General features: G+C 72.6%; 18 protein-coding genes. 11 read left to right on the top strand and 7 right to left on the bottom strand.

The window, feature by feature from the left end; genetic code table 11:
• Window positions 1-77: 77 nt before the first annotated feature.
• From ACLJPY_RS48390 to ACLJPY_RS48375, 4 genes are all read right to left on the bottom strand, one after another.
• Window positions 78-1,907: a hypothetical protein gene (locus ACLJPY_RS48390; RefSeq protein WP_410597768.1), complete on the bottom strand. Its 1,830-nt coding sequence runs from the start codon at window positions 1,905-1,907 to the stop codon at window positions 78-80.
• A gap of 334 nt (window positions 1,908-2,241) precedes the next feature.
• Window positions 2,242-2,556, bottom strand: a complete 315-nt coding sequence (locus tag ACLJPY_RS48385; RefSeq protein WP_410597767.1) for a hypothetical protein — start codon at window positions 2,554-2,556, stop codon at window positions 2,242-2,244.
• A 64-nt stretch (window positions 2,557-2,620) separates the two neighbouring features.
• The gene (locus ACLJPY_RS48380; protein WP_410597766.1) at window positions 2,621-2,917 is read right to left on the bottom strand and encodes a chorismate mutase; all 297 of its coding nucleotides are present in this window, start codon (window positions 2,915-2,917) and stop codon (window positions 2,621-2,623) included.
• A gap of 161 nt (window positions 2,918-3,078) precedes the next feature.
• A complete protein-coding gene (locus tag ACLJPY_RS48375) occupies window positions 3,079-3,504 on the bottom strand; it encodes a DUF1707 domain-containing protein (RefSeq protein WP_410597765.1) in 426 nt (141 codons plus the stop codon).
• A 392-nt stretch (window positions 3,505-3,896) separates the two neighbouring features.
• On the opposite strand from ACLJPY_RS48375, the gene pcrA reads away from it, so the two are divergent.
• Window positions 3,897-6,311: a DNA helicase PcrA gene (pcrA, locus tag ACLJPY_RS48370; RefSeq protein WP_410597764.1), complete on the top strand. Its 2,415-nt coding sequence runs from the start codon at window positions 3,897-3,899 to the stop codon at window positions 6,309-6,311.
• A 1,239-nt stretch (window positions 6,312-7,550) separates the two neighbouring features.
• On the opposite strand, the gene ACLJPY_RS48365 is transcribed toward pcrA, so the two are convergent.
• The gene (locus ACLJPY_RS48365; RefSeq protein WP_410597763.1) at window positions 7,551-8,231 is read right to left on the bottom strand and encodes a M23 family metallopeptidase; all 681 of its coding nucleotides are present in this window, start codon (window positions 8,229-8,231) and stop codon (window positions 7,551-7,553) included.
• A 1,203-nt stretch (window positions 8,232-9,434) separates the two neighbouring features.
• On the opposite strand from ACLJPY_RS48365, the gene ACLJPY_RS48360 reads away from it, so the two are divergent.
• The 9 genes from ACLJPY_RS48360 to ACLJPY_RS48320 all read left to right on the top strand — a co-directional run bounded on the left by ACLJPY_RS48360 (window position 9,435) and on the right by ACLJPY_RS48320 (window position 19,469).
• Window positions 9,435-11,315, top strand: a complete 1,881-nt coding sequence (locus tag ACLJPY_RS48360) for a hypothetical protein (protein WP_410597762.1) — start codon at window positions 9,435-9,437, stop codon at window positions 11,313-11,315.
• Complete coding sequence (locus ACLJPY_RS48355; protein ID WP_410597761.1) at window positions 11,305-11,637, top strand: hypothetical protein; 333 nt, start codon at window positions 11,305-11,307, stop codon at window positions 11,635-11,637. The genes ACLJPY_RS48360 and ACLJPY_RS48355 overlap by 11 nt, the downstream gene beginning before the upstream one ends.
• Window positions 11,638-11,756: 119 nt before the next feature.
• A complete protein-coding gene (gene sucC / locus ACLJPY_RS48350; protein WP_410597760.1) occupies window positions 11,757-12,926 on the top strand; it encodes an ADP-forming succinate--CoA ligase subunit beta in 1,170 nt (389 codons plus the stop codon).
• Window positions 12,927-12,928: 2 nt separating this feature from the next.
• Entirely contained in the window at window positions 12,929-13,819 is an 891-nt protein-coding gene (gene sucD, locus ACLJPY_RS48345) for a succinate--CoA ligase subunit alpha (RefSeq protein WP_410597759.1), read from the top strand.
• Between the two features lie 206 nt (window positions 13,820-14,025).
• The gene (locus ACLJPY_RS48340) at window positions 14,026-14,802 is read left to right on the top strand and encodes a DUF5336 domain-containing protein (protein WP_410597758.1); all 777 of its coding nucleotides are present in this window, start codon (window positions 14,026-14,028) and stop codon (window positions 14,800-14,802) included.
• Between the two features lie 133 nt (window positions 14,803-14,935).
• Window positions 14,936-16,402 (top strand): DUF6350 family protein, encoded by a 1,467-nt coding sequence (locus ACLJPY_RS48335; RefSeq protein WP_410597757.1) that lies wholly within the window; start codon window positions 14,936-14,938, stop codon window positions 16,400-16,402.
• A 77-nt stretch (window positions 16,403-16,479) separates the two neighbouring features.
• Window positions 16,480-17,097 (top strand): phosphoribosylglycinamide formyltransferase, encoded by a 618-nt coding sequence (gene purN / locus ACLJPY_RS48330; protein WP_410597756.1) that lies wholly within the window; start codon window positions 16,480-16,482, stop codon window positions 17,095-17,097.
• Window positions 17,087-18,655 (top strand): bifunctional phosphoribosylaminoimidazolecarboxamide formyltransferase/IMP cyclohydrolase, encoded by a 1,569-nt coding sequence (gene purH / locus ACLJPY_RS48325; protein ID WP_410597755.1) that lies wholly within the window; start codon window positions 17,087-17,089, stop codon window positions 18,653-18,655. The genes purN and purH overlap by 11 nt, the downstream gene beginning before the upstream one ends.
• Window positions 18,656-18,680: 25 nt before the next feature.
• Window positions 18,681-19,469 (top strand): hypothetical protein, encoded by a 789-nt coding sequence (locus tag ACLJPY_RS48320; RefSeq protein WP_410597754.1) that lies wholly within the window; start codon window positions 18,681-18,683, stop codon window positions 19,467-19,469.
• Here ACLJPY_RS48320 and ACLJPY_RS48315 read toward each other — a convergent pair.
• Window positions 19,466-20,203 (bottom strand): hypothetical protein, encoded by a 738-nt coding sequence (locus tag ACLJPY_RS48315; protein ID WP_410597753.1) that lies wholly within the window; start codon window positions 20,201-20,203, stop codon window positions 19,466-19,468. The two genes, ACLJPY_RS48320 and ACLJPY_RS48315, sit on opposite strands and share 4 nt — an antisense overlap.
• Window positions 20,204-20,249: 46 nt before the next feature.
• The gene (locus tag ACLJPY_RS48310; protein WP_410597752.1) at window positions 20,250-20,738 is read right to left on the bottom strand and encodes a GNAT family N-acetyltransferase; all 489 of its coding nucleotides are present in this window, start codon (window positions 20,736-20,738) and stop codon (window positions 20,250-20,252) included.
• A 415-nt stretch (window positions 20,739-21,153) separates the two neighbouring features.
• Here ACLJPY_RS48310 and ACLJPY_RS48305 point away from each other — a divergent pair, with 415 nt between their 5' ends.
• Window positions 21,154-21,849 carry a hypothetical protein gene (locus ACLJPY_RS48305; RefSeq protein ID WP_410597751.1) on the top strand — a complete coding sequence of 232 codons (696 nt, stop codon included), beginning with the start codon at window positions 21,154-21,156 and terminating at the stop codon, window positions 21,847-21,849.
• Window positions 21,850-22,196 lie beyond the last annotated feature (347 nt).

Raw genomic sequence — 22,196 nt, 5'->3', positions numbered from 1 at the left:
CACCCACCCGGACCAGGCATAACCGCTCGGCGCACCGCACGTGCATCAGAACGGGCGAACCGCACGTGCAGGTCCGGCTACTGGCCGTCAGCGGTGATCTTGTCGCCGTCGCCGAAGGTCAGCGTGCGCTCCTCGACGGTCTTGGTCCCGTCGGTGTGGGTCACTTCGACGGTGTTGATCGTGACGCCGCGCTGCTGGTCGATGCTGACCTTCTTGACTTCGAAGTAGGCGATGCCGGCGTACCGCTTGGCCAGCGCCTGCGGGCCCTGGTCGTGCAGGCGGCCGGTGGTCACCGACGACGCCGCGGACGGGTCGGTGGTGACGGTGTTGAAGAACTTCTCCGAGTTGTCCCCCATGGTCTGGGCGTCCGGCGGGAAGGAGTACCACCACGGCGACTTGACGGGCGTTTCGCGCTGGGCGGGCGTGACCGGCGGCTTCCGCGGGACGGCGGCGGTGGTGGTGGCCGGGCGGGTGGTGCCGGTGCCGGTCGTCGCGGTCTCCGGAGCGGCACCGGTGTCCTCGGCGGCGGGCGGGCGAGGCACGCCGTCGACCGGCCCGGCCCCGCCACCGCTCTGGGGCGTCCCGGTGTCATCCGTCGGCGACGCGCTCTTCTCCGGCCCGGCGGCGGACCCGCCCTGTGTGGGCGGCCGGTGCTCCCCGGTGGGGTCGGCGACGGTCGGCACGCCCTGGTAGCCGGGCCAGGAGCCCTGCACGGCCTGGTCCATCGGCGGCTTCCCGACGAGGAAGGAGCCGGCGCACAGCAGCCCGACGACGACGGCACCGGAAGCACCGGTGGCGAACCAGGCGGCCTTCTTCCACGTCTTCGGCGGCGTCACGGACGCGGGAACCGAGCCGATGGTGAAGCCGCCCAGCCCGTCGATGGGTGGAGCGGAGTAGATGCGGACATCGTCCTCGTCGAGGTCGACGCACTGTGGAGCGGGAGCGGCCAGCGAGACGCGGGTGCGCCGGGCGGCCTGCTCGGCGTGGCTTTCGGTGGCGGGCGCCTCGGCTTCGTCTTCGGCGAGATCTCCGCCGTGGCCTTCGGCGCGTTCGCCGAGCGTAAGACTGCCGTGCGCGGCGGGGAAGAGCGGCGCCGAGGGTCGCGGATCACGCGGCTGGGGGAGCGGCAGAAGCCCGGAAACGGGCGGATCGCCGAGGGCGGAATCGGAGAGCAGCCCCCGAAAAGGGCGGCTGTCCACCTCTTGGCCGGGGGCTTCCCCGAGAACGCCGTGGTGCCGAAGGAATTGAGGGGCGGCCATCGCCGGGCCGGCCGAGGTGGGGTTGGGCAGCGGGAGAAATCCGCCGCCGGGGATGGCCTCGGTGGTGCCGGCGAAGGTGGAGCTGCCGGGGTAGCGCCGGAGTAAGTGGGGCTGGTCGCCTGGTGCGCCTTCGGTGAAGGCGGGGCTGCCGGGATAGTGCCCGAGTGTGTGGGGCCGGTCGCCTCGTGGGCCTTCGGTGCTGTCGGCCGAAAGGTGGCTGTCGGGATAACGCCGGAGCGGGTGGGCCCTGTCGCCCAGTGCACCTTCGGCGCTGTCGGCCGAGTAGCGCCAGAGTTGGCTGCCGTCCGGCGCGATCCCGCCGCTGTGGGCCGGGGCGGGGCCGCCGCCGTGGTGCGGCAGCGGTGAGAACCCATCGTCACGGTCGGCCCCGGGGCTGTACTGCGGTCGCGGGCGGAATCCGCTGTCCGGTGCGACCCCGCTGTACTGCCGCGCCGAAGGAACACCACCCTCCACCGGCACGACCGGCGTGTGGTGCCGCAAGGGTTCCGGTGCCCCGCCGGCCGCGTGGTGGCGCACCGGGCGGTGTTGCGGCAGCGGCGGCGTCCAGCTTTCCGCGCCGCCGCGCCGGTGCCGCCCCGGATGGGCGGGCGCGGTGCCGCGTCCGTGGAATTCCGTGCCCTGGCTCATGCGGGTTCGACCACCCGGCCGTTCGGTCCTGACGCCGACCGGCGGCGGGACGACCCGAACGGAGCACCCTCACGCGCGGAATCTCGTTCGGAATCCTGCGCAAATGCACGCGCACGCGACCGGGGGCGCGCGGGGCCGATGCCCCCGCGCGTCCTGCGGGCATCGCCCGACCCAGACGCAAGGGTCCTCACAACCCCAACCCTAGGAGCATCCGGTGGCGAAAGTCGCCCCCAAACCTGCAAGTTGCAGAGGTTTCACTCGGTCGGGCGCGACTGAACGGGCGATGGTGACGCTGCGAAGTTTCACGCAGCGCCATCGGCCCTGATCAGGGGTTTCAGCCTCCCGTGCGGTAACGGTCCCGCGTGGACTGCAGTGCCTTCGTCGCCACGACCCCGCTACCCGCGGCGACGACAATCGCGAGAACGTCCAGCGTCGGTCCCCCGGCCGTGAGCAACCAGGCGAACAGCGAAGCCGCGGTGGTACCGCCGGCCACGGCCCACCGGCTCTTGACGTACTGCGCGACCGGAGCACCCCCGGCCCGCTTGCCCGCCGCGTTGTTGAGCAACGCCAGATACCCCACATGGCCCAGCGCGGCCAGCACGCTCGCGAGCGCGACGATGACGGCGATGAGGTTCACGAGCCAGTCCATGACCCCAGTCTGCCCGCACCGCGGCCGGGAACGCCTCGGGGAAGTCCCGGAATTCGGGCAACCGTTACCGGCCGAGGCGCCCGCGCCCGAGGTTCAGCAGCGCCATGGCGAGCTGCCGGCCGTCCGGACCGAGCTCGCGGTAGCGCGCGAGCACGTCCATCTCGCGGTTGTAGACGATGCGCGTGCCGCCGGCGGCCATCCGCGCGGCGCCGATCGTCTTGGACACCTCGACCCGGCGTTTGACCAGCCGCAGGATTTCCTTGTCCAGCTGGTCGATCTCCTCGCGGAGCGACGCGATGTCGTCGCCCGCGGGGGTGTGCTCGGCGGGCTGGCCGTCGGCGTTCGTCGCGTGTGCGTTCATCGGGACCTCTTCCTCGAGACCCGGTTCCGGCCCCAGGGACGGCGACAGCCCCGGGTCCGTGGACTCCGGGGCTGGCGTGATGGCGGTTCGGGCACTACGCGATCACGGGAGCCGGAGTCCGGGTCCCGTAAAAAAATCGCTTCGCGTGGTGCCGCATGCGCTCAGTATGGCACAGCGGTGCGCGGCCGCTCCCGGACCGAGCGCACCCGAGCATGAACCAAGAGGCTCACCCCGAGCCAGAACAGCGGGAAGGCGGGCCAGAAGAACCCGGCGCCCAGCACCGCCCACCGGACGACCAGCAGCACCGCGACCGCGGCCACCACACCGAGGTGGACGCGCAGCGCGGGATGCCGCCGCAGCGCCGCCCGGCTCAGCGGGAACCCGGGCGGGGACGGCGCCGGCCGCGGCAGGTCGGCGGTGAGCGCACCGAGTTCGTCGGTGAACCGCGCGGCGTAGACGCGGCTGAGGCGTTCTTCGACCTCGTCGAGGGTGAGCCGCCCTTCGGAACCGGCGGTCTGGACGGCGGTGGCGACGCGCTCACGATCGGCGTCGGCGGCCCGGATGCGGGCGGAACTGGTGTCTTCCATGCCAGCCGATACTCCGCGGCACGAGCCCGCCCCGCGTCGGACGGCAGGCGACACCTCTACCTACGCCCGGCGCGGTAGCCGCGTCTGGGAAGCCGCGTGGTCACGTGCCACCGAACCACCGCGTCGGCGTCCGCCCCAACGCCGCCCGCCCGCTTTGCCGCCGAACCGCCGCCGCCGCGCCCGCGTGCGCCTCGGAACCGCCCGCGCCAGCCTTCCGCCCGGCAGCCCCTACTCCGTCACCGAATCGCCGCCGCCCGCCAGCGCGCGACGGAACCGCCCGCGCCGGCAACGCCCTCTCCGCCACCGATTCGCCCCCGCCCACCCGACACCGGATCGCCTGCGTCGGCACGCTGTGCCGCACTTCCACCCACCCGGGGTAGCGTGGACACACGATGGACACCCTCTTCGATCTCCCCGCCGCGACCCCTGTGCGCAAGCCCGCCGCCGGCGGGCAGGCCGAGCTGCTCGACGACCTCAACCCCGCCCAGCGCGAAGCCGTCACCCACGCCGGTGGCCCGCTGCTGGTGGTGGCGGGCGCGGGATCGGGCAAGACCCGGGTGCTGACCCGCCGCATCGCCTACCTGCTCGGCCAGCGCCGGGTGCACCCCGGCGAAATCATGGCGATCACGTTCACCAACAAGGCCGCCGCCGAGATGCGCGAGCGCGTCGCCGCGCTCGTCGGGCGCCGCGCGAACGCCATGTGGGTGTCGACCTTCCACTCGATGTGCGTCCGGATCCTGCGCCGTGAAGCCAAAACCCTGGACATGTCGTCGAGCTTCTCCATCTACGACTCCGACGACACCAAGCGGCTGATCACCCTGGTGGCCCGGGACCTCGACATCGACCCGAAGCGCTACGCCGCCCGCACGCTCGCCGTGCACATCTCGAACCTGAAGAACGAGCTCACCGACCCGGAGACGGCGGCGGCGAACGCGGGCAACGACCTCGAGCGCCGCGTCGCCGAGGTCTACGGCGAGTACCAGCGGCGGCTCAACCAGGCCAACGCCTTCGACTTCGACGACCTCATCATGCGCACGGTCTCGCTGCTGCAGACGTTCCCGGACGTCGCCGAGTACTACCGCCGCCGCTTCCGCCACGTCCTCGTCGACGAGTACCAGGACACGAACCACGCGCAGTACACGCTGGTCCGCGAGCTGGCCGGGACGGCGCCGAACGAAGCGGGCATCAAGCCGGCCGAGCTGGTCGTCGTGGGTGACGCGGACCAGTCGATCTACGCCTTCCGCGGCGCGACGATCCGCAACATCGAGGAGTTCGAGCGGGACTTCCCGAACGCGCACACCATCCTGCTGGAACAGAACTACCGCTCGACGCAGACGATCCTGTCCGCGGCCAACGCCGTCATCGAGCGCAACCCGAATCGCCGGGCGAAGCGGCTCTGGACGGATTCGGGCGACGGCGAAAAGATCGTCGGCTACGTCGCGGACAACGACCACGACGAAGCCGCGTTCGTCGCGGGCGAAATCGACGCGCTGGCGGAGAAGGGCGAAGCCGACTACTCCGACGTCGCCGTCTTCTACCGCACCAACAACCAGTCCCGCGTGTTCGAAGAGATCTTCATCCGGCTCGGCCTGCCCTACAAGGTCGTCGGCGGCGTGCGGTTCTACGAGCGCCGCGAGGTCCGCGACATGATCGCGTACCTGCGGGTGCTGGCGAACCCCGAAGACACGGTCAGCCTGCGGCGCGTGCTGAACGTGCCCAAGCGCGGCATCGGCGACCGCGCCGAAGCCGTCGTCGCGACGCACGCCGAGCGCGAGCGGATCTCCTTCGCGCAGGCGCTGCGGGACGCGACCGAAGACAAGGTGCCGCTGCTGAACCCGCGCTCGGTCAAGGCGATCAAGGGGTTCGTCGCGATGCTCGACGAGCTCGGCGTGCTGGTCTCTGAAGGCGCCGAGGTGCACGACGTCCTGGAAGCCGTGCTGGACAAGACCGGTTACCGCGTCGAACTCGAGGAGTCGGAAGACCCGCAGGACCACACGCGCGTCGAGAACCTCGACGAGCTCGTCACCGTGGCGCGGGAGTTCACCGAGATCACCGCCGAGGTCGTCGCGGACGAGAACGCCGAGCTCGTCGTGGAGGACGGCGTTCCGGCGCCGGGTTCGCTGCCGGCGTTCCTCGAGCGCGTGTCGCTGGTCGCGGACGCCGACTCGGTGCCTTCGCCCGACGGCAGCGAAGAAGGCGACGGCGGCGCGGGCGTGGTCACGCTGATGACTGTGCACACCGCGAAGGGCCTGGAGTACCCGGTGGTGTTCTGCACCGGCTGGGAGGACGGCGTCTTCCCGCACATGCGGGCGCTGGGCGACCCGACCGAGCTGGCCGAGGAACGGCGGCTGGCGTACGTCGCGATCACGCGGGCGAGGAAGCGGTTGTACGTCTCGCGCGCGATCACGCGCTCGGCGTGGGGCCAGCCGTCGATGAACCCGGCTTCGCGGTTCCTCGACGAGCTGCCGCCGGACCTCGTCGACTGGCGGCGGCTCGAGCCGTCCAGCGGCGGCTTCGGCTCGTTCGGCTCCGGCTCGCGCGGCACGCCCCGGGCGGCGACCATTTGGGGCGGCCGCCGGTCCGCTTCGCCGACGTCGGCGGGCACACCGTCGTTCGGCAAGGGCTGGAAGGACACGGTGGCGCTGAAGCTGGACGTCGGCGACCGCGTCAGCCACGACAAGTACGGCCTCGGCACGGTGATCTCCTGCGACGGCGTCGGCCCGCGGGCGACGGCCACGATCGACTTCGGCGCGGCGGGCAAGGTCCGCCTGATGCTCATCGGCAGCGTCCCGATGGTGAAGCTCTGACCCGAGCCCCACTCGTCCGAGTGAATCCGGCGGCGATCTCCGCGATCGCCGCCGGAATCGTCGTACCCACCCGGTAGAACTGACCCTGCGATCGAACAAAGGTTCGACGGAGGGGGTAGTGTGGTGTGGACGCGGTGCTGTTTGGCCTGTTGGCCGAAGGGGTACAGAAATACCTGCGAGGAGTCCTGGGGACGACGGTTCCGGATCGGGGTCGGGAGCCTTCGGGGGCTTCGGGAATTCCTTCGCGTGCGGGAGCGGAGGCGTGCCGGCTGGCCGCCGCCTGGCGAGCGCTGCTCAGGCAGCACGAACTCGGCGCGGACGGGCGTTGTGTCACCTGCGGCCGGGGACGCCGCTGGACGACCAGGGCCCGCAGTGCCGGACGTGTCCGCTCCGCGAGGGGCGCAGGGGCAGCTGTGCCCTGGGGCTGGCTGCCGGTGCGGCGGCCCGCGGAGCTGTGCACGGTGTGGCAGGTCGCGGTGGCCTACTTCATCCGCCGGTTGCCGGGCGGGCAGCGGTAGGTGGTTGCGGGCGCTGAGGCGCCTGTGGGCGGTTCTTCCCGGCGCGGGAGGGGTCTCGGTCGCCCGGGAGTTCTCGGTCCGGCCTGGGGCGCTTGCGGTGTCGTCGGGCTGTCAGCGTGAGCCGGGCTTTCGTGCGGCTGCCTGCTCGCCGGAGTTTTCGGTCGTCCGGCGCTTGTCGGCCTGGCGTGGGGCGCTTGCGGTGTTGCCCGGCGTCCCGAGTGAGCCGGGTTCTCGCGCGGCCGTCTGCTTGCCGGAGCTTCGGGTTGTCCGGTGGTTCTCGGTCCGACCTGGGACGCCTGCGGTGTCGGCCGCCCTCCAGAGTGAACCGGGTTCCCGTGTGGCCGCCGACTTGCCGGAGTTTTCGGTCGTCCGGTGCTTGTCGGCCTGGCCCGGGGCGCTTGCGGTGTCGCCCGGCCTCCGAAGTGAGCCGGGTTCTCGCGCGGCCATCAGCTCGCCGGAACCGCCCGATGGCGTCCGGTCGCCTGGGCTGGATCACGCAGACGTACCCGATCAGGGTGTTTGTGTTGGGCCCGCGGTGGTGAACCTTGATCTTGTGACCGGTTCCAGCGCACGAGCGCCTTGGCGGAGCGCGTGCCTTCAGCGCCCTCGGCCGGCCAGGGCTGCCCGCGGCGTCCCGGCCGGAGCAGGAGCCTGCTCTACGGCCGGGTTTCCGCTGCCGGGTGCGCTGGTGGCACCGGGCCGGGGGCGAACTGCGGGTGGATCAGACGACGATGCCGCGCGCGGCCAGCCAGGGCCGGGGGTCGATCTTCTTGGTGCCGTTCTGCCACACCTCGAAGTGCAGGTGCGGGCCGGTGCTCTGGCCGCGGTTGCCGATCTCGGCGATCTGCTGGCCGCACTTGACCTTCTGCCCCTCCTTCACGGAGAAGCTGTTCATGTGGCCGTAGACCTGGATGGTGCCGTCGTCGAGCTGCACCCGGACCCAGAGGCCGAAACCGCTGGCGGGGCCGGCCTCGATCACGGTGCCGTCGGAGGCGGCGTAGATCGGCGTGCCGATGGCGTTGGCGATGTCGATGCCGAGGTGGCTCGTGCCCCACCGGGCACCGAAGCCCGAGGTGAAGGTGCCGTGCGCGGGCAGGCAGGTCTTGGGACGAGAGGCTTCTTCGGCGGCCTTCTTGGCGGCGTCGGCTTCGCGCTGCTCGCGGGCCTGCGTGACGGAGGCGCTGTCGGCGAGCTTGGCGGCCTCGGCGGAGGCGTCGACGGTGTGGCCGGTCGGCAGGAGTTCCGGGGCGCCCCCGGAGCCCGCACCTCCCGCGGTCAGCGAAGCGCTGGCGTCCTGGCTGTTGGCCAGGGGCGTGAAGGCGGCGTCGGAATCGGTGACCGTCTTGAGGGTCGAGCCCGCAGCGGCGGCGGCGAACGCACCAGCCGCGACAGCGGCAACCACAACACGGCCGCGAAGGGCCGAAGAGGGCGGGGCGATGCGGTGCGCACCCCGGACACGAACGACCGCACCTTGCAGTGCGTCCTTCAGTGCCGGGGAAGGAGCTTGGCCGCCGGGGGAGCGGTGTGAAGCCAAGACAGGGCCTTCCATCGTCGGGGAGCCGGGTCGAGGACTGCGGGCGGGGGGACCCGGTGAGCCAACCTCGGGGGTGGTTTGCTCGGCGTCCTACTTCGTGACCTGACTGTAATGGGGACCCCGGGACAGTAACGAAGGGGTACCGCTGTCGGCAAGACGTGCCCCCGCTGTCGGCCGATCGGGTGGAGTCGCCACGACGCTCACCTGTGCAAATCACGGAAAGTTAGAGGGGGTTTACGGCGTTCGGTGTGACTTGTCTTACACGGATGCGGGGTAGTGAAAGCCCGGCAAGGGGGTAACCGAGGCCTCCGGGGGCTGCGCGCGCCGGAATAACGGATTGCGAAGCCGGGTTGAAGCGCATCCGACGACTCGCGCCCGCCGACGGCTCCCGGGCGGCCCGAACTTGCTAGCGTCGCGGGCAATATGCCCCCACGCGCAGAGCCCCCCACCGGAAGCACCCCCGGCCCCGGCCAGAACCCGGAGTCCCGAGGTCCGGCCCCGAGCCCAGCCGAGCCGACCGCGGCCCCCGAGGGCTCGCACCAGACCGAGCCGGCGGACCCCCCGACGCGGCCCGTGCCGGCCGCCGAAGGTGCGGGTAACGAGGCCGAAGGCGCTGCAGACAGCCCCGCGCGCGCTGGTTGGTCCCGCCCTGCCCCGGTCGCGGCAGGGGCTGGCGAGCGTGGTGCGGCCGATGGCTCTGCGGACAGTCCGGGTGAGGCTCGGTCCGGCGGTTCGCCGCGGCCTGCCCCGACTTCGGGTGAAGAGCGGGGCGAGCCCGGTAGCGCTGCGAACGGTCCGGCTCAGGGTGGGTCCGGCGGTTCGCCGCGGCCTGCCCCGACTTCGGGTGAAGAGCGGGGCGAATCCGGTAGCGCTGCGAACGGTCCGGGTGAGGCCCGGTCCGGTGGTTCGTCGCGGCCTGCCGCCGCTTCGGGTGGCGAGCGTGGTGCGGCCGACAGCTCTGCGGCCGCCGCGGGCGCCGGAAGCTCCTCACAGCCCGAACTTTCGCCCGGAATTTCCGCCGGATCCGACGCGGCGACGAGCCCGGCGCCCGCCGCGGGACGTGTACCCGGCGTGCCCGAAAACTCCACCGAATCCCCGCGCAACCCCGCGTCGACCTACACCAGCAAATCCGGCAATCCCGCCAAACCCGCGTCAACCCCCACCGACACCAGCCGACCCGGCACCTCCGCGCCCCCGAGCCCCAGCAGGCCGCGAGCCCTCGAAGAGGCCGAGACCTGGGCCGACGACACCCAAACTCCATCCACCGCCCTGAAAGCCGCACTGGCCCTGGCCACCCTCGGCGCCCTCTGCCTCACCGCCGCGGCCGTCATCCCCGTCTCACCCTCCGCCGGTCCCGGGTTCGCCAGCTGGCCCTGGCTCGCCCTCCTCGCGCTCGGCCCCGTCGCCGCGGCCATCGCCTTCACCGTCGCCGGGAAACCCGGGCTCGGCGGCGGCCTCGTGCTCGGCCTCGCCGCCCTCGCGCCCGGGCGGCTGGTGCTCGACCTCCAGTTCGCCGTCAACGGCCCGCTCACCATCCGGCCCGAGCTCTACCTGCCCGACCGGTTCCTCGGCAGCTCCACCGTCGGCGCCGGGTTCTGGCTGCTCGTCGGCGGGCAGCTGCTCACCGCGGCCGCCGGGGTGGTCGCCTGGCGGGCGCTGCGCAGCCACGACGAACCCGAACGCCGGCGCTGGCGGCTGCTCGTCCCGCTGCTCGCCGTCGTCGCCGGGGCCGGGCTGCTGACCGCGCCCGTCCACTCCGACAACGGCTTCCTCCTCGCCCGCGCCGCCTTCGAAGGTCCCTGGCCCGCCCTCGGTGGCTACCTCCTGCTCGCCGCCGCACTGCCGCTCGCCGCCGTTCTCGCGCTCGCCGCGCCGGCCGAACAGACGGCCCGGGGCGCCCTCGGCGGGCTCGCCGCCGGTGCCTTCGGGGTGGCCGCGCCGCCCGTGCTCGCCGGGCTGTTCCGGGATGACCTGCACGTCACCTGGGGACCCGTCCTCGCTCTCGTCGCGACGGCCTCCGTCGCCGGCCTCGCGGGAACCCGGCTCACCGAAAGCGCCCGCAAGGCCGAGACCGGCAGCGCCACCCTCCCCGGTCTCTTCTGGTGGCGGCTCACCACCGGCCTGCTCGGCCTCGCCACCGCGGTCGCCGCGCTCATCGGTGCCTTCGCCCCGCAGGTCGCCGTCACCGCGCTGAACCCCGGCGCCACCGCTCCCGTCAGCGCCGCCGCGGACAGTCCTGCCCGCTGGTTCCTCTTCGCCGCCGCCGTCGTGCTCGCCGTTCCCGCCGCCGGGGTGCTCGTCCCGAAGACCGCCGCCGTCGCGCGGCCCGTGCTCGGGGTCGCCTGGGCCGGGGTCGTGCTGGCCGGCACCGCCGTCCTCAACACCGCGCTGACCGCCACCCAGGCCGGCAACCTCGCCGGCTTCGGGGGCGCCGCCGCCCCGGTCTTCGGCTACGACCTCGGGGCCGGCGCCGCCTGGACCTTCGCCGCGCTCGTGCTCGCCGCCCTGGCCGCCCTCGCCGCCGTCGGCACCGGGGTCGTCGAACGCGAGGACGCCGACGAAAGCCGCACTCAAGGCAACGTCCTGACCCCCGTCGCGGCCGGCGCGGTCCTGGCCGTCGCCGCGTTCGGGCTGCCGGTCTACGCCGTTCCCGGCTACGTCGCCGCCGGTCTCTGGTCCCAACTCGACACGCCGTCGTGGGGCCTGCTGACCGCTGCCGTGGTCGTCGTCGGCGCGGCCGTGCTCGCGACGCGGTCCCGGCCGAAACCCGCCGCCGCCCTGCTCACCGGCGCCGCTCTGCTCACCGCGCTGCACGCCGGCGAACTGCCGCTCGTCGGCGGCTCGCTCGGCGGCGCCGCCCCGGCCACCGGGTTCTGGGTCGCGCTCGCCGCCACCGCCGCGCTGCTCGTCGCCGCCGGTGTGGCGGTCACCGGGGGACGCCGTGCGCCGTGAGCGCCTGCGGGTGCTGCTCGTCGAGTTCGGACGGCCTGATCCGGCCGCCGTCGCGCTGGCCCGCGTGCTGCGCGACGAAGGCATGGAAGTCGTCCACGCCGGCCGGCTGGACACGCTCGAGCAGCTGCGGCGGACCGCCGAACAGGAGGACCCGGACGCCGTCGGCGTGCTCGGCGACGGACCGCCGCCGGAGCTCGCCGAGGTCTTGAACGGCGTTCGCGTCTTCGCCGCCGGTGACCCCGGAGACCCCGGAACGACCGTGGAATGGTTGCGCGGTGGGCGGTCTCACACTGCGGGAACACCGTCTGACCGCGGACGGTGACCGACTTCACCAGGTGCGGAGTCCCCTGCGTCTGCGCAGGTCGCTAACCTCGACTGGTCCGACAGCGCGGTCCGGTCATGCGGACCACCACAGTGGCGTGTCGTCAGGAGACTGGAGTAGTGGACCTCTACGAGTACCAGGCGAGGGATCTCTTCGCCGCCCACGGAGTACCGGTTCTGCCGGGCTCGGTGGCTAGCACCCCCGAAGAAGCCAAGACCGCCGCGGAGCAGATCGGCAACCAGGTCGTCGTCAAGGCGCAGGTGAAGGTCGGCGGCCGTGGCAAGGCGGGCGGCGTCAAGCTGGCCCAGACGCCGGACGAGGCTAAGGAGAAGGCGGAAGCCATCCTCGGCCTCGACATCAAGGGCCACATCACGCGTCGCGTGCTCGTGGCCGAAGCCTCGGACATCGCGTCCGAGTACTACTTCTCCTTCCTGCTGGACCGCGCGAACCGCACGTTCCTGGCGATGGCGTCCTCCGAGGGCGGCATGGAGATCGAGCAGCTCGCCGTCGAGCGGCCCGACGCCCTCGCGAAGATCCCGGTCGACGCGATCGCCGGTGTCGACAAGGCGAAGGCGCTCGAGATCCTGAAGGCCGGCCACTTCCCGGCCGACATCATCGACGAAGCCGCCGACGTCGTGGTGAAGCTCTGGGAGACCTTCGTCTCCGAGGACGCCACCCTGGTCGAGGTCAACCCGCTGGTCCGCGACCCGCAGGACAAGATCATCGCCCTCGACGGCAAGGTCACCCTCGACGAGAACGCCGACTTCCGCCAGCCGGGCCACGAGGCACTGGTGGACAAGGACGCGGAGAACCCGCTCGAGGCGAAGGCCAAGGCCAAGAACCTCAACTACGTCAAGCTCGACGGCCAGGTCGGCATCATCGGCAACGGCGCGGGCCTGGTCATGTCCACTTTGGACGTCGTGGCGTACGCGGGTGAGAAGCACGGCGGCGTGAAGCCGGCGAACTTCCTCGACATCGGCGGCGGCGCGTCGGCCGAGGTCATGGCGGCCGGGCTGGACGTCATCCTCAACGACACCGACGTGAAGAGCGTCTTCGTCAACGTCTTCGGCGGCATCACCGCCTGCGACGCGGTGGCGAACGGCATCGTCGAGGCCCTGAAGATCCTGGGCGACGAGGCCACCAAGCCGCTGGTCGTCCGCCTGGACGGCAACAACGTCGTCGAGGGTCGCCAGATCCTGGCCGACGCGAACCACCCGCTGGTCACCGTGGTGGACACAATGGACAACGCGGCCGACAAGGCTGCCGAGCTCGCCGCGGCAGGTGCGTGAAGATGTCGATCTTCCTGAACGAGAACAGCAAGGTCATCGTCCAGGGGCTCACCGGCTCCGAGGGCATGAAGCACGCCACCAAGATGCTGAAGTCGGGCACGAACATCGTGGGCGGCGTCAACGCCCGCAAGGCCGGCCAGACCGTCACCATCGAGGGCAAGGACCTCAAGGTCTTCGGCACCGTCGAAGAGGCCATCAAGGAGACCGGCGCCGACGTGTCGGTCATCTTCGTGCCGCCGAAGTTCGCCAAGGACGCCGTCCTCGAGGCGATCGACGCCGAGATCCCGCTCGCCGTGGTCATCACCGAGGGCATCCCGGTGCACGACTCGGCGTACTTCTGGGCGCACGCGGTCGCGAAGGGCAACAAGACCCGGATCATCGGCCCGAACTGCCCCGGCGTGATCAGCCCGGGCAAGTCGAACGCCGGCATCATCCCGGCCGACATCACCGGCCCGGGCCACATCGGCCTCGTGTCGAAGTCCGGCACGCTGACCTACCAGATGATGTACGAGCTGCGGGACATCGGTTTCTCGACCGCGGTCGGCATCGGCGGTGACCCGATCATCGGCACCACGCACATCGACGCCCTCGAGGCGTTCGAGGCCGACCCGGAGACCAAGGTCATCGTGATGATCGGCGAGATCGGCGGCGACGCCGAAGAGCGCGCCGCGGCCTACATCAAGGAGAACGTGACCAAGCCGGTCGTCGGCTACGTCGCGGGCTTCACCGCGCCCGAGGGCAAGACCATGGGCCACGCCGGCGCCATCGTCTCCGGCTCCTCCGGCACGGCCGCCGCGAAGAAGGAGGCCCTCGAGGCCGCCGGCGTCAAGGTCGGCAAGACCCCGAGCGAGACCGCCGTCCTCGCGCGTGAGCTGTACAACAACCTGGGCTGATCCCCCGGAGTACCTCCTGGTGAGGCCGGGCACTCGACGAGTGCCCGGCCTTTCCTCGTCCCGGAACGAAACCGCGCGGGGGATTCGTGCGTCTGGTGGGCTGGTGGCCGCGGAGTGCGCTAGCGTTCTGCGCACACACGCCACCTCGTCTTTCCCCGGGTGCCCGCGCGCCCGGAGTGCCGGTCGACCCGACAGGAGTGCATCCGATGACCTTCCCCAGCGGCGGGCCTGGCTACCCCCAGCAGAGTGGCGGCCAGCAGCCCCCCGGACCGCCGTCCAGCGGCTTCCCGGCGCAGCAGCAGCCGCACTCGCACCAAGCGCCCTCCGGGGCCGCGGGCCTGCCGCAGAACCTGCCGCTGCTGCTCGCCCTGGTCGTCGCCGGCCTCGGCCTCGTGCAGTACTTCCTCGGCTTCTCCGACAACGGCGAAGTCGGCCTCGGCGGGACGTTCCTGCTGGGCGGCGGCCTGCTCGCCGCGATGCACGCCCTGCCGAAGGGCCCGCGGACGCTGCCGTTCGCGGCGCTGTTCAGCGTCCTCGGCGCGCTCGAGGTCCTGGACACGCTGATCGGCATGCAGACCACGCCGGGCATCGTCACCGTCATCCTGATCCTGGGCATCCTGCAGATGCTGGTCGCGGTCGGCGCGCTGCTGATCGCGCACGACGTCATCAAGCCGCCGGCCCCGAAGCCCGCCGCGCCGTCCTACGGCGGCCAGTACGGCCAGCCGGGCCAGCAGCAGCAGTACGGCCAGTCCGGCCAGCAGTTCGGCCAGCCGGGCCACGGCCCGGGCCCGGTCGCCCCGGGCGGTGAGGCGCCGGCGCCGTTCTCGCAGCCGGGCCAATACGGCTCGCCCAACCCGCCGTCGACCACCCCGCCGCCGGGGCAGCAGGCCACGACGTACGCCCCGCAGCAGGGTCAGTTCTTCCAGCAGCCGCCGCCGGAGAACCCGGGCACGCCGCCCGGCGGCTTCGGCAAGTCGAACTGACGCCGAGCTCTCGAACACCCGCTGTGACACCGGTTGTCACAGCGGGTGTTTTGCGTTTCGGTGACCCGACCGGGTGAGCCGGCGCGTCCGGCGGCGGCGTGGCTCACCCGGACGGAGCAGTCCGGATGTCAGGGTGCGGATCATGGACGTGCTCACCGACGACCCCCAGCCGCCGGGTGAAGCGGTGGGCGAGCCCGAAGCCGGCGTCGCAGCCGCTCCGGCGTCCCGGGCGCGGGTGCTGCTCGCCGCGGCCATCGGTCCGCTGGTCACCGGCTATACCGCCGTCGCGACCGTGCTGGCGCTGATCGCCCTCACCGCCGGACACGCGGCCTTCTCCGCCACCGGCGTGCTGCTGGCCGCCGGGCCCGGCTGGCTCGCCGCGCACCAGGTCCGGCTCGGCCTCGGCGGCCACCCGCTCGGGATGCTGCCCCTGCTGCCGACGCTGGGCGTGGTCGCCGTGGCCGCGCGGACGGCCGCCGGCGCCGCCCGCCGCCTCGGCTGCCGCACGTTCCGCGAGGCCCGGCCGGTGCTGATCACGATCACGGGCGCGCACGCGGTGTCCGGGCTCGTCGTCGCGCTCTGCGCGCGCGGCTCGGCGGTGACGGCGAACCCGGTCGCGGCGTTCCTCGTCCCGGGCCTGTTCGCCGCCGCGGCCTCGTGCGCGGGCATCACCCGCTCGTGCGGGCTGCCGGACGTCGTCGCCGACCGCCTCGACCCGCTCGCGCGGCGGGGGCTGCGCGTCGGCGCGCTGAGCCTCGCCGTCCTGGTCGCCTGCGGTGCCGCGGTGTTCACCGTCGCGACCGGCCTGTCGTGGGCGGCGGTGTCCGACACCTACGAACCCGGGCTCGGCACCAGTCTCGGGCTCTTCCTGCTTTCGCTGCTGTACCTGCCGAACGCCGTGACGGCCGCGCTGTCCTTCATCACCGGGCCCGGGTTCTCGATCGGGCCGCTGAGCGTCGGCGTGTTCGGTTACCGCGGTGGCGCCGTGCCCGCCGTCCCGCTGCTCGGCGGCCTGCCGGAGCACCACGCGGCGTGGTGGCCGGCGCTGCTGGTGCTGCCCGCGGCGGCCGGCGCGCTGGCCGGCTGGTCGCTGCGCAAGACCGACGCCGATCCGGCGCAGCGCATCCGCGCGGTCGCGGTCGCCGGCGCCGTGGTCGCGCTCGGCTGCGTCGTGCTGGGCACGCTGGCCGGCGGACGGCTCGGCAACGGCCCGTTCGACCCGGTGAGCGTGCCCGTCGGCGTCGCCTCGGTCGTGGCGTTCTGCTGGATCGTCATCCCGGGTTCGTTCGTCGCGTTCTTCGCCGGCGAGCACGAGCCGCCCGCGCCGCCGCCCGAAGCGCTCGAAGAGAACGAAGCCTTCCAGGACGCGGACGACATCGACCCCGAAGAAGCGTCCGAAGCCGTCGAGGAGCTCGAAGCCGCCGCAGCGGCGTCCGAAGAGGACGAACAGGTTGCCGCCGAGAACGCGCAGTTCGAAGCCGAGGCCAACGCCGAACTCGGCCTCGGAGAACCGGCCGGAACGGCTCCCGAAGCCGGCGACGCTGTGACCGGAGGCACCGAGACCTGCGGCGACGTCGAGCCGGCCGAGGGCGACCGTTAGGGTTTACGTGACCTGGTGAAGCGCCGTGCGCCCGGCTGCGCACCGCCCGCGGCAAGGAGCCCGCTCTGTCTCAACGGTTGGAGCTGCCCACCCCGGTGAAGCTCGTCGTGCTCGCGTCGGGCTCCGGCACCCTCCTGCAGGCGGTGCTGGACGCCACCGGGCGGTCCGGCTTCCCGGCGAAGGTCGTCGCCGTCGGCGCCGACCGCACCGGCATCGAAGCCCTCGCCCGCGCCGAACGCCTGAGCATCCCGTCGTTCACCGTCCGCGTCGCCGACCACCCCGACCGCGCCGCGTGGGACAAGGCGCTGACCGAGGCCGTCGCGGCGTACCGGCCCGACCTGGTCGTCTCGGCCGGGTTCATGAAGATCCTCGGGAGTGAGTTCCTCGGCCGCTTCACGGTGGTCAACACCCACCCCGCGCTGCTCCCGTCCTTCCCCGGGATGCACGCGGTCCGCGACGCCCTCGAAGCCGGCGTCAAGGTCACCGGCTCGACCGTGCACTTCGCGGACGCCGGGGTCGACACCGGGCCGATCATCGCCCAGGAAGCGGTCGTCGTGGAAAGCGACGACGACGAAAACGTCCTGCACGAACGGATCAAGGCCGTCGAACGCAGGCTGCTGGTGGAAACGATCGAGCGACTCGGCCGCGGTGGCTGCACCGTGGACGGACGAAAGGTGACATTTCGTGAGCACTGACCTGGGACGGCGTCCGGTCCGCCGGGCGCTGATCGGCGTCTCGGACAAGGCGGGCCTCCTGGACCTCGCGACCGGCCTGCACGCGGCCGGCGTCGAGATCGTCTCCACCGGCGGGACGGCGAAGGCGATCGCCGACGCGGGCGTCCCGGTCACGCCGGTCGAGCAGGTCACCGGCTTCCCGGAGTCGCTGGACGGCCGCGTGAAGACGCTGCACCCGAACGTGCACGCCGGGCTGCTGGCCGACCAGGGCAACCCTGACCACGTCGAACAGCTGCGCAAGCTGGACATCGCGGCGTTCGACCTGCTCGTGGTGAACCTGTACCCGTTCGCGCAGACCGTCGCGTCCGGCGCGAGCTTCGAGGACTGCGTCGAGAACATCGACATCGGCGGCCCGGCGATGGTCCGCGCGGCGGCGAAGAACCACGGCAGCGTCGCGGTCGTCGTCGACCCCGCCCGCTACGGCTGGGTGCTCGAGCGCGTCGCCGAAGGCGGCTTCGAGTTCGAAGACCGCAAGCGCCTCGCCGCGCAGGCGTACGCGCACACGGCGGCGTACGACACGGCTGTGGCTTCGTGGTTCGCCAGCGCGTACGCCCCCGATGAGAACGCGGCCGAGGCCGGCTTCCCGGACTTCCTCGGCGCCACCTGGGAACGCGCCGACGTCCTGCGCTACGGCGAGAACCCGCATCAGAAGGCCGCGCTGTACAAGAGCGAGCGGCCCGGCCTGGCCCACGCCGAGCAGCTGCACGGCAAGGCCATGTCCTACAACAACTACGTCGACACCGACGCCGCCCGCCGCGCCGCGTACGACTTCACCGAGCCCGCCGTCGCGATCATCAAGCACGCGAACCCGTGCGGCATCGCGATCGGCACGGACATCGCCGAGGCCCACCGCAAGGCGCACGCGTGCGACCCGGTTTCGGCCTACGGCGGCGTCATCGCGACGAACCGGCCGGTCAGCCGCGAGGCCGCCGAGCAGATCGCCGAGGTCTTCACCGAGGTCGTGCTGGCGCCCGACTTCGACGCCGAAGCCCGGGAAATCCTGCAGCGCAAGAAGAACATCCGCCTGCTGAAGCTGCCCGCGGCCCCGGCGTCGCCGATCGAGTTCCGCCCGATCTCCGGCGGCGTCCTGCTGCAGACCGCCGACGCGATCGACGCCCCGGGCGACGACCCGGCGAACTGGACGCTCGCCACCGGCACCGCGGCCGACGAACAGACGCTGCGCGACCTCGAGTTCGCGTGGCGTTCGCTGCGCGCGGTCAAGTCGAACGCGATCCTGCTGGCCGCCGACGGCGCGACCGTCGGCGTCGGCATGGGCCAGGTCAACCGGGTCGACTCGTCGCGGCTCGCGGTCGCGCGAGCGGGCGACCGGGCCAAGGGCTCGGTCGGTGCGTCGGACGCGTTCTTCCCGTTCCCGGACGGCCTGGAAGTGCTGGTCGAGGCGGGCGTCCGGGCGATCGTGCAGCCCGGCGGCTCGGTCCGCGACGCCGAGGTCATCGCGGCCGCGGAGAAGGCGGGCGTCACGATGTACCTGACGGGGACGCGCCACTTCGCGCACTGACCCGCGCTTCGAGAGGGAGGGCTCGATGCAGCAACCGCCGTACGGCCAAGGTCAGCCGGGGTACCCGGGCTATCCGCAGCAGCCCGGGTACCCACCGCCGCAGGGTTACCCGCAGCAGGGCTATCCACAGCAGCCTGGATATCCGCCCGGGTATCCGCCCGCCGGTCACCCGCCTGCCGGGTACGGCGCGCCGGTGCCGCCGCCGAAGAAGAAGCGGACCGGACTGGTCCTCGGGATCGTCGGCGGTGTCGTGGTGCTGCTCGGCGCGGGCATCCCGCTCGGCATCTTCGCGAGCGACTACTTCGCGAGCACCGGCGCGGCACCGTCGTCGGCGCCGGTGCCGCCCGAGTGCCAGGTCCCGGCGGCGGTGCTGGAGAAGGCGGGTTTCCCGAGCTTCGCCGGCACCAGCCCGGTCAGCACGTCTTCGCCGCTGCCCGGGCTGAAGCAGATCGGCTGCGGGTTCAAGCCGGGACCGGACGAGAACGTCCGCGACGCCACGATGAGCGTCCGGATCGTCGAATACTCCGGAGCAGGCGCGCTGCAGCAGGCGCGCGACAACTTCATGCCGACGAAGCCGGAAATGGCGCCGACCGAAGTGCGCGGCCTCGGCGACAAGGCGGCGCTCGTCCACCTGGTCACGAAGAGCGCGTTCAGCGGCGCCGAGGTGCACGTGCTGAAGGGGACCAACGTCGTCACGGTCGAAGTGTCCGGCTGGGACAAGGGGTTCTTCTCGAACTCGCCCATGCCGCAGGCGGAGGTCGACGCCGCCGTGCAGGCGGTGGCCGGCGAGGTCGTCAAGAAGCTGCCGCGCTAGGCGGGCGCGGGCAGCGTCCGGCAGAGCGCGACCGGGAACTTCCGGTCGGCGGCCACGATCTCCGCGCAGCCGCCGGACCGCGGCTGCGCGAACGCCGTCCACCCGGTGCCGCTCCAGCGGAACGCGGTGCGGGACGGCGGCTCACCCTGGTGCTTCCGCAGGTCCAGCACCAGCCACGCCGGATCGCAGGCGCGGGTGGTGCCCGGGCTTTCGGCGCCGGCGGCGGACACCGCGGCGCCGATCCACGCGGGGTCGCAGTGGTCGGCGGGCGGGGCGCAGGAGCCCCGGCTGTCGCAGTGGCCCCAGCCCGCGCCGAGCTTGTGCCAAGCGTTGCCGGTGTCGGCGTTGAGGATGACTGTCCGGTCCGCGATCGGCCCCGCCGTCGTCAGCCGCAGCTCGCCGGGCACCTTGTCCTGGCAGCCGCCCGCCGCGGGCCGGGTCGAGTAGACGACGTCGGCGCGGATGTCGGCCTTGCCCTCCACGACCTGTTCGATCCGCGGCTCGCGGACGCAGCCGGGATCCTTGCCGGGCAACGCGATCTGCACGAGGAGGCTGTGGTCGTCCGAGCCGGGGCGGATGCCGGTGACGTCGGCGCGGAACGAGCGCCACTCCGCGCCGATGGTCGTCGGTGCCGGAGCGGCGGCCGTGGCGCCGGGCACCCCGCAGGCCACCGCGCCCGCCGCCACCAGCACACCGACGATCGCCAGCTTCGGCCGTCTCCGCGGTCCGGTCATCGTCACCCCCGAAGTCCACCGGGGAATCTAGCCTGACGCCGCAGCGTCAGGCGGCCGGACCGGGTTTTTCGCGCAGCGTGACGGCCTTTTCCAGGTAGACGGCGCCGCGGATGTGGCCGTGGGCCGCGGGTGCCTCGGTGAGCCGGTAGCCGGCCCGTTGGTACAGCGCGATGTTGCGGGCGCTGCGGGCGCCGGTGAAGAGGGCGAACCGGCGGGTTCCGGCGGGCGCGTGCGCTTCGGCGTGGGCGAGCAGCCGCCTGCCGAGCCCGCGCCCGGCGAGGTCCGGCGCGACCATCAGCCTGCCGATTTCCCAGGTGTCGCCGTCGAGCCGGGCGCGGACGGCGCCGACCAGCCGGTGGCCGGCCCGCAGCACCCACACCGACCAGGTCTTCGTCCAGTCGCGCACGTCTTCGAGGGTTTCGTGCAGAGCGGGGATGTCGAGGGTGTCGTTGAGGACGGCTTCCTGGACCCAGCAGCAGCGCTGCAGGACCAGCAGTTCCGGGACGTCTTCGGGGCGGGCGTCGGTGGGCTCCACGCTCGTGTGTCTAGTGACCGGCCGGGGTGCGGGCAACTTCATTACCGCCGGCTGCCCTCGTGGAGCTGTCCGGGCCTCCTTCTGCCGGAGACAGGGTGGCCGTCCGAGCGGATCCGGCTTTGGGCTCCTCGCTTTCGGCTCCCCGTCCGGTTGCGCACCGCGGCGGGCCACGCCGGCCTGGTGGCGTCCGTGTGCACCGGCTCGCTCGTCCTCGGCGCGGCCGGGCTGCTGCCAGGCCGGATCACCCCACGAGTGGGTGACTTGACACCCCGGGTGGTTCGCGGTTGACTGGTTCTAGGTCGAACACCTGTTCGACCTAGAACCGCCGCCTTCCCCGCGGCGAACCAGTGCCGTCGGTCGTGTTTTTGGGAGAGGCCCGACCGCCGGCCCAGTCCGTGGTGGGGAGGTGCGTGCGGTGACCGCTGTGGTGGAGCCGCCGGTGGCCCGGCTGGCGGCCCTGCCCGGGGTCAGCACGGCGAGCCGGGTGGCGGCCAAGGCCGAGCGGGCCAGGGCGACGGGAAGGGTGCTCCCGGTCGTCCCGGCGCTGGCCGGGCTGCTGCCCGAAGCCGGGCTCCGGCGCGGGAGCACGGTGGCGGTCCACGGGGGGACATCGCTGCTGCTGGCGTTGCTGGCCGGGGCCACCGCCGCCGGGTCGTGGTCGGCCGTGGTCGGCATGCCGTCGCTGGGGCTGGCGGCGGCGGCCGAGTACGGCGTGGACCTGACCCGGCTGGCGCTGGTCCGGCACCCGGGCCCGGAGCTCCCGGCGGTGGTGGCGGCGTTGCTGGACGGCGTCGACGTGGTGGCGGTCCAGCCGGAGACGCTGCAGCCGGCCGTGGCGCGGCGGCTGTCGGCCCGGGCCCGCCACCGCGGCGCGGTGCTGCTGGCCGCGGGCGCGTGGCCGGGCGCGGACGTGGAGCTGTCGTGCCGACGTGAGGCCTGGTCAGGCCCGGCCCAGGGCTACGGCCACCTCGAGTCACGCCGGGCGCAGGTCCGAGCCCACGGCCGCGGTGCGGCGGCCCGTCCGACATCCGCGGACCTCCACCTCCCGAACTCCGCAGGCCAAGCCACCCCAGCGCACCCCGCCCCCTCGCTCCGCGAGGCCACAGCATGACCCAACCCCACGATCCCCCAACCCCAACCAACCCCACCACTCACCCGAGTTACCCCCTCAATCACACAAGATGCCCCTCCAATCACGCGTGTGGCCCTTCCAATCACGCGAATTGCCCCTCCAATCACATGAGATCCGCCTTCAATCACGCGAGTCCCGCCTCCGATCACGCGAGTCACGTCGCCGATCACACGGGATCGGGTCCTGATCACGCGAGCCGACCCTCCGGGTACGCGAGCCGACCCTCCGGGTACGCGAGCCGACCCTCCGGGTACGCGAGCCGACCCTCCGGGTACGCGAGCCGACCCTCCGGGTACGCGAGCCGACCCTCCGGGTACGCGAGCCGA

The sequence above is a fragment of the Amycolatopsis sp. lyj-23 genome (assembly GCF_046549135.1).
Classification (GTDB): domain Bacteria; phylum Actinomycetota; class Actinomycetes; order Mycobacteriales; family Pseudonocardiaceae; genus Amycolatopsis.
This window is presented reverse-complemented; position numbering and strand designations above follow the sequence as displayed.

What these genes read in the sequence shown, in the direction of transcription:
- ACLJPY_RS48390 (WP_410597768.1), bottom strand. Translation starts at nt 1,907, where the DNA reads ATGAGCCAGGGCACGGAATTCCACGGACGCGGCACCGCGCCCGCCCAT.
- ACLJPY_RS48385 (WP_410597767.1), bottom strand. Translation starts at nt 2,556, where the DNA reads ATGGACTGGCTCGTGAACCTCATCGCCGTCATCGTCGCGCTCGCGAGC.
- ACLJPY_RS48380 (WP_410597766.1), bottom strand. Translation starts at nt 2,917, where the DNA reads ATGAACGCACACGCGACGAACGCCGACGGCCAGCCCGCCGAGCACACC.
- ACLJPY_RS48375 (WP_410597765.1), bottom strand. Translation starts at nt 3,504, where the DNA reads ATGGAAGACACCAGTTCCGCCCGCATCCGGGCCGCCGACGCCGATCGT.
- pcrA (WP_410597764.1), top strand. Translation starts at nt 3,897, where the DNA reads ATGGACACCCTCTTCGATCTCCCCGCCGCGACCCCTGTGCGCAAGCCC.
- sucD (WP_410597759.1), top strand. Translation starts at nt 12,929, where the DNA reads ATGTCGATCTTCCTGAACGAGAACAGCAAGGTCATCGTCCAGGGGCTC.
- ACLJPY_RS48340 (WP_410597758.1), top strand. Translation starts at nt 14,026, where the DNA reads ATGACCTTCCCCAGCGGCGGGCCTGGCTACCCCCAGCAGAGTGGCGGC.
- ACLJPY_RS48320 (WP_410597754.1), top strand. Translation starts at nt 18,681, where the DNA reads ATGCAGCAACCGCCGTACGGCCAAGGTCAGCCGGGGTACCCGGGCTAT.
- ACLJPY_RS48315 (WP_410597753.1), bottom strand. Translation starts at nt 20,203, where the DNA reads ATGACCGGACCGCGGAGACGGCCGAAGCTGGCGATCGTCGGTGTGCTG.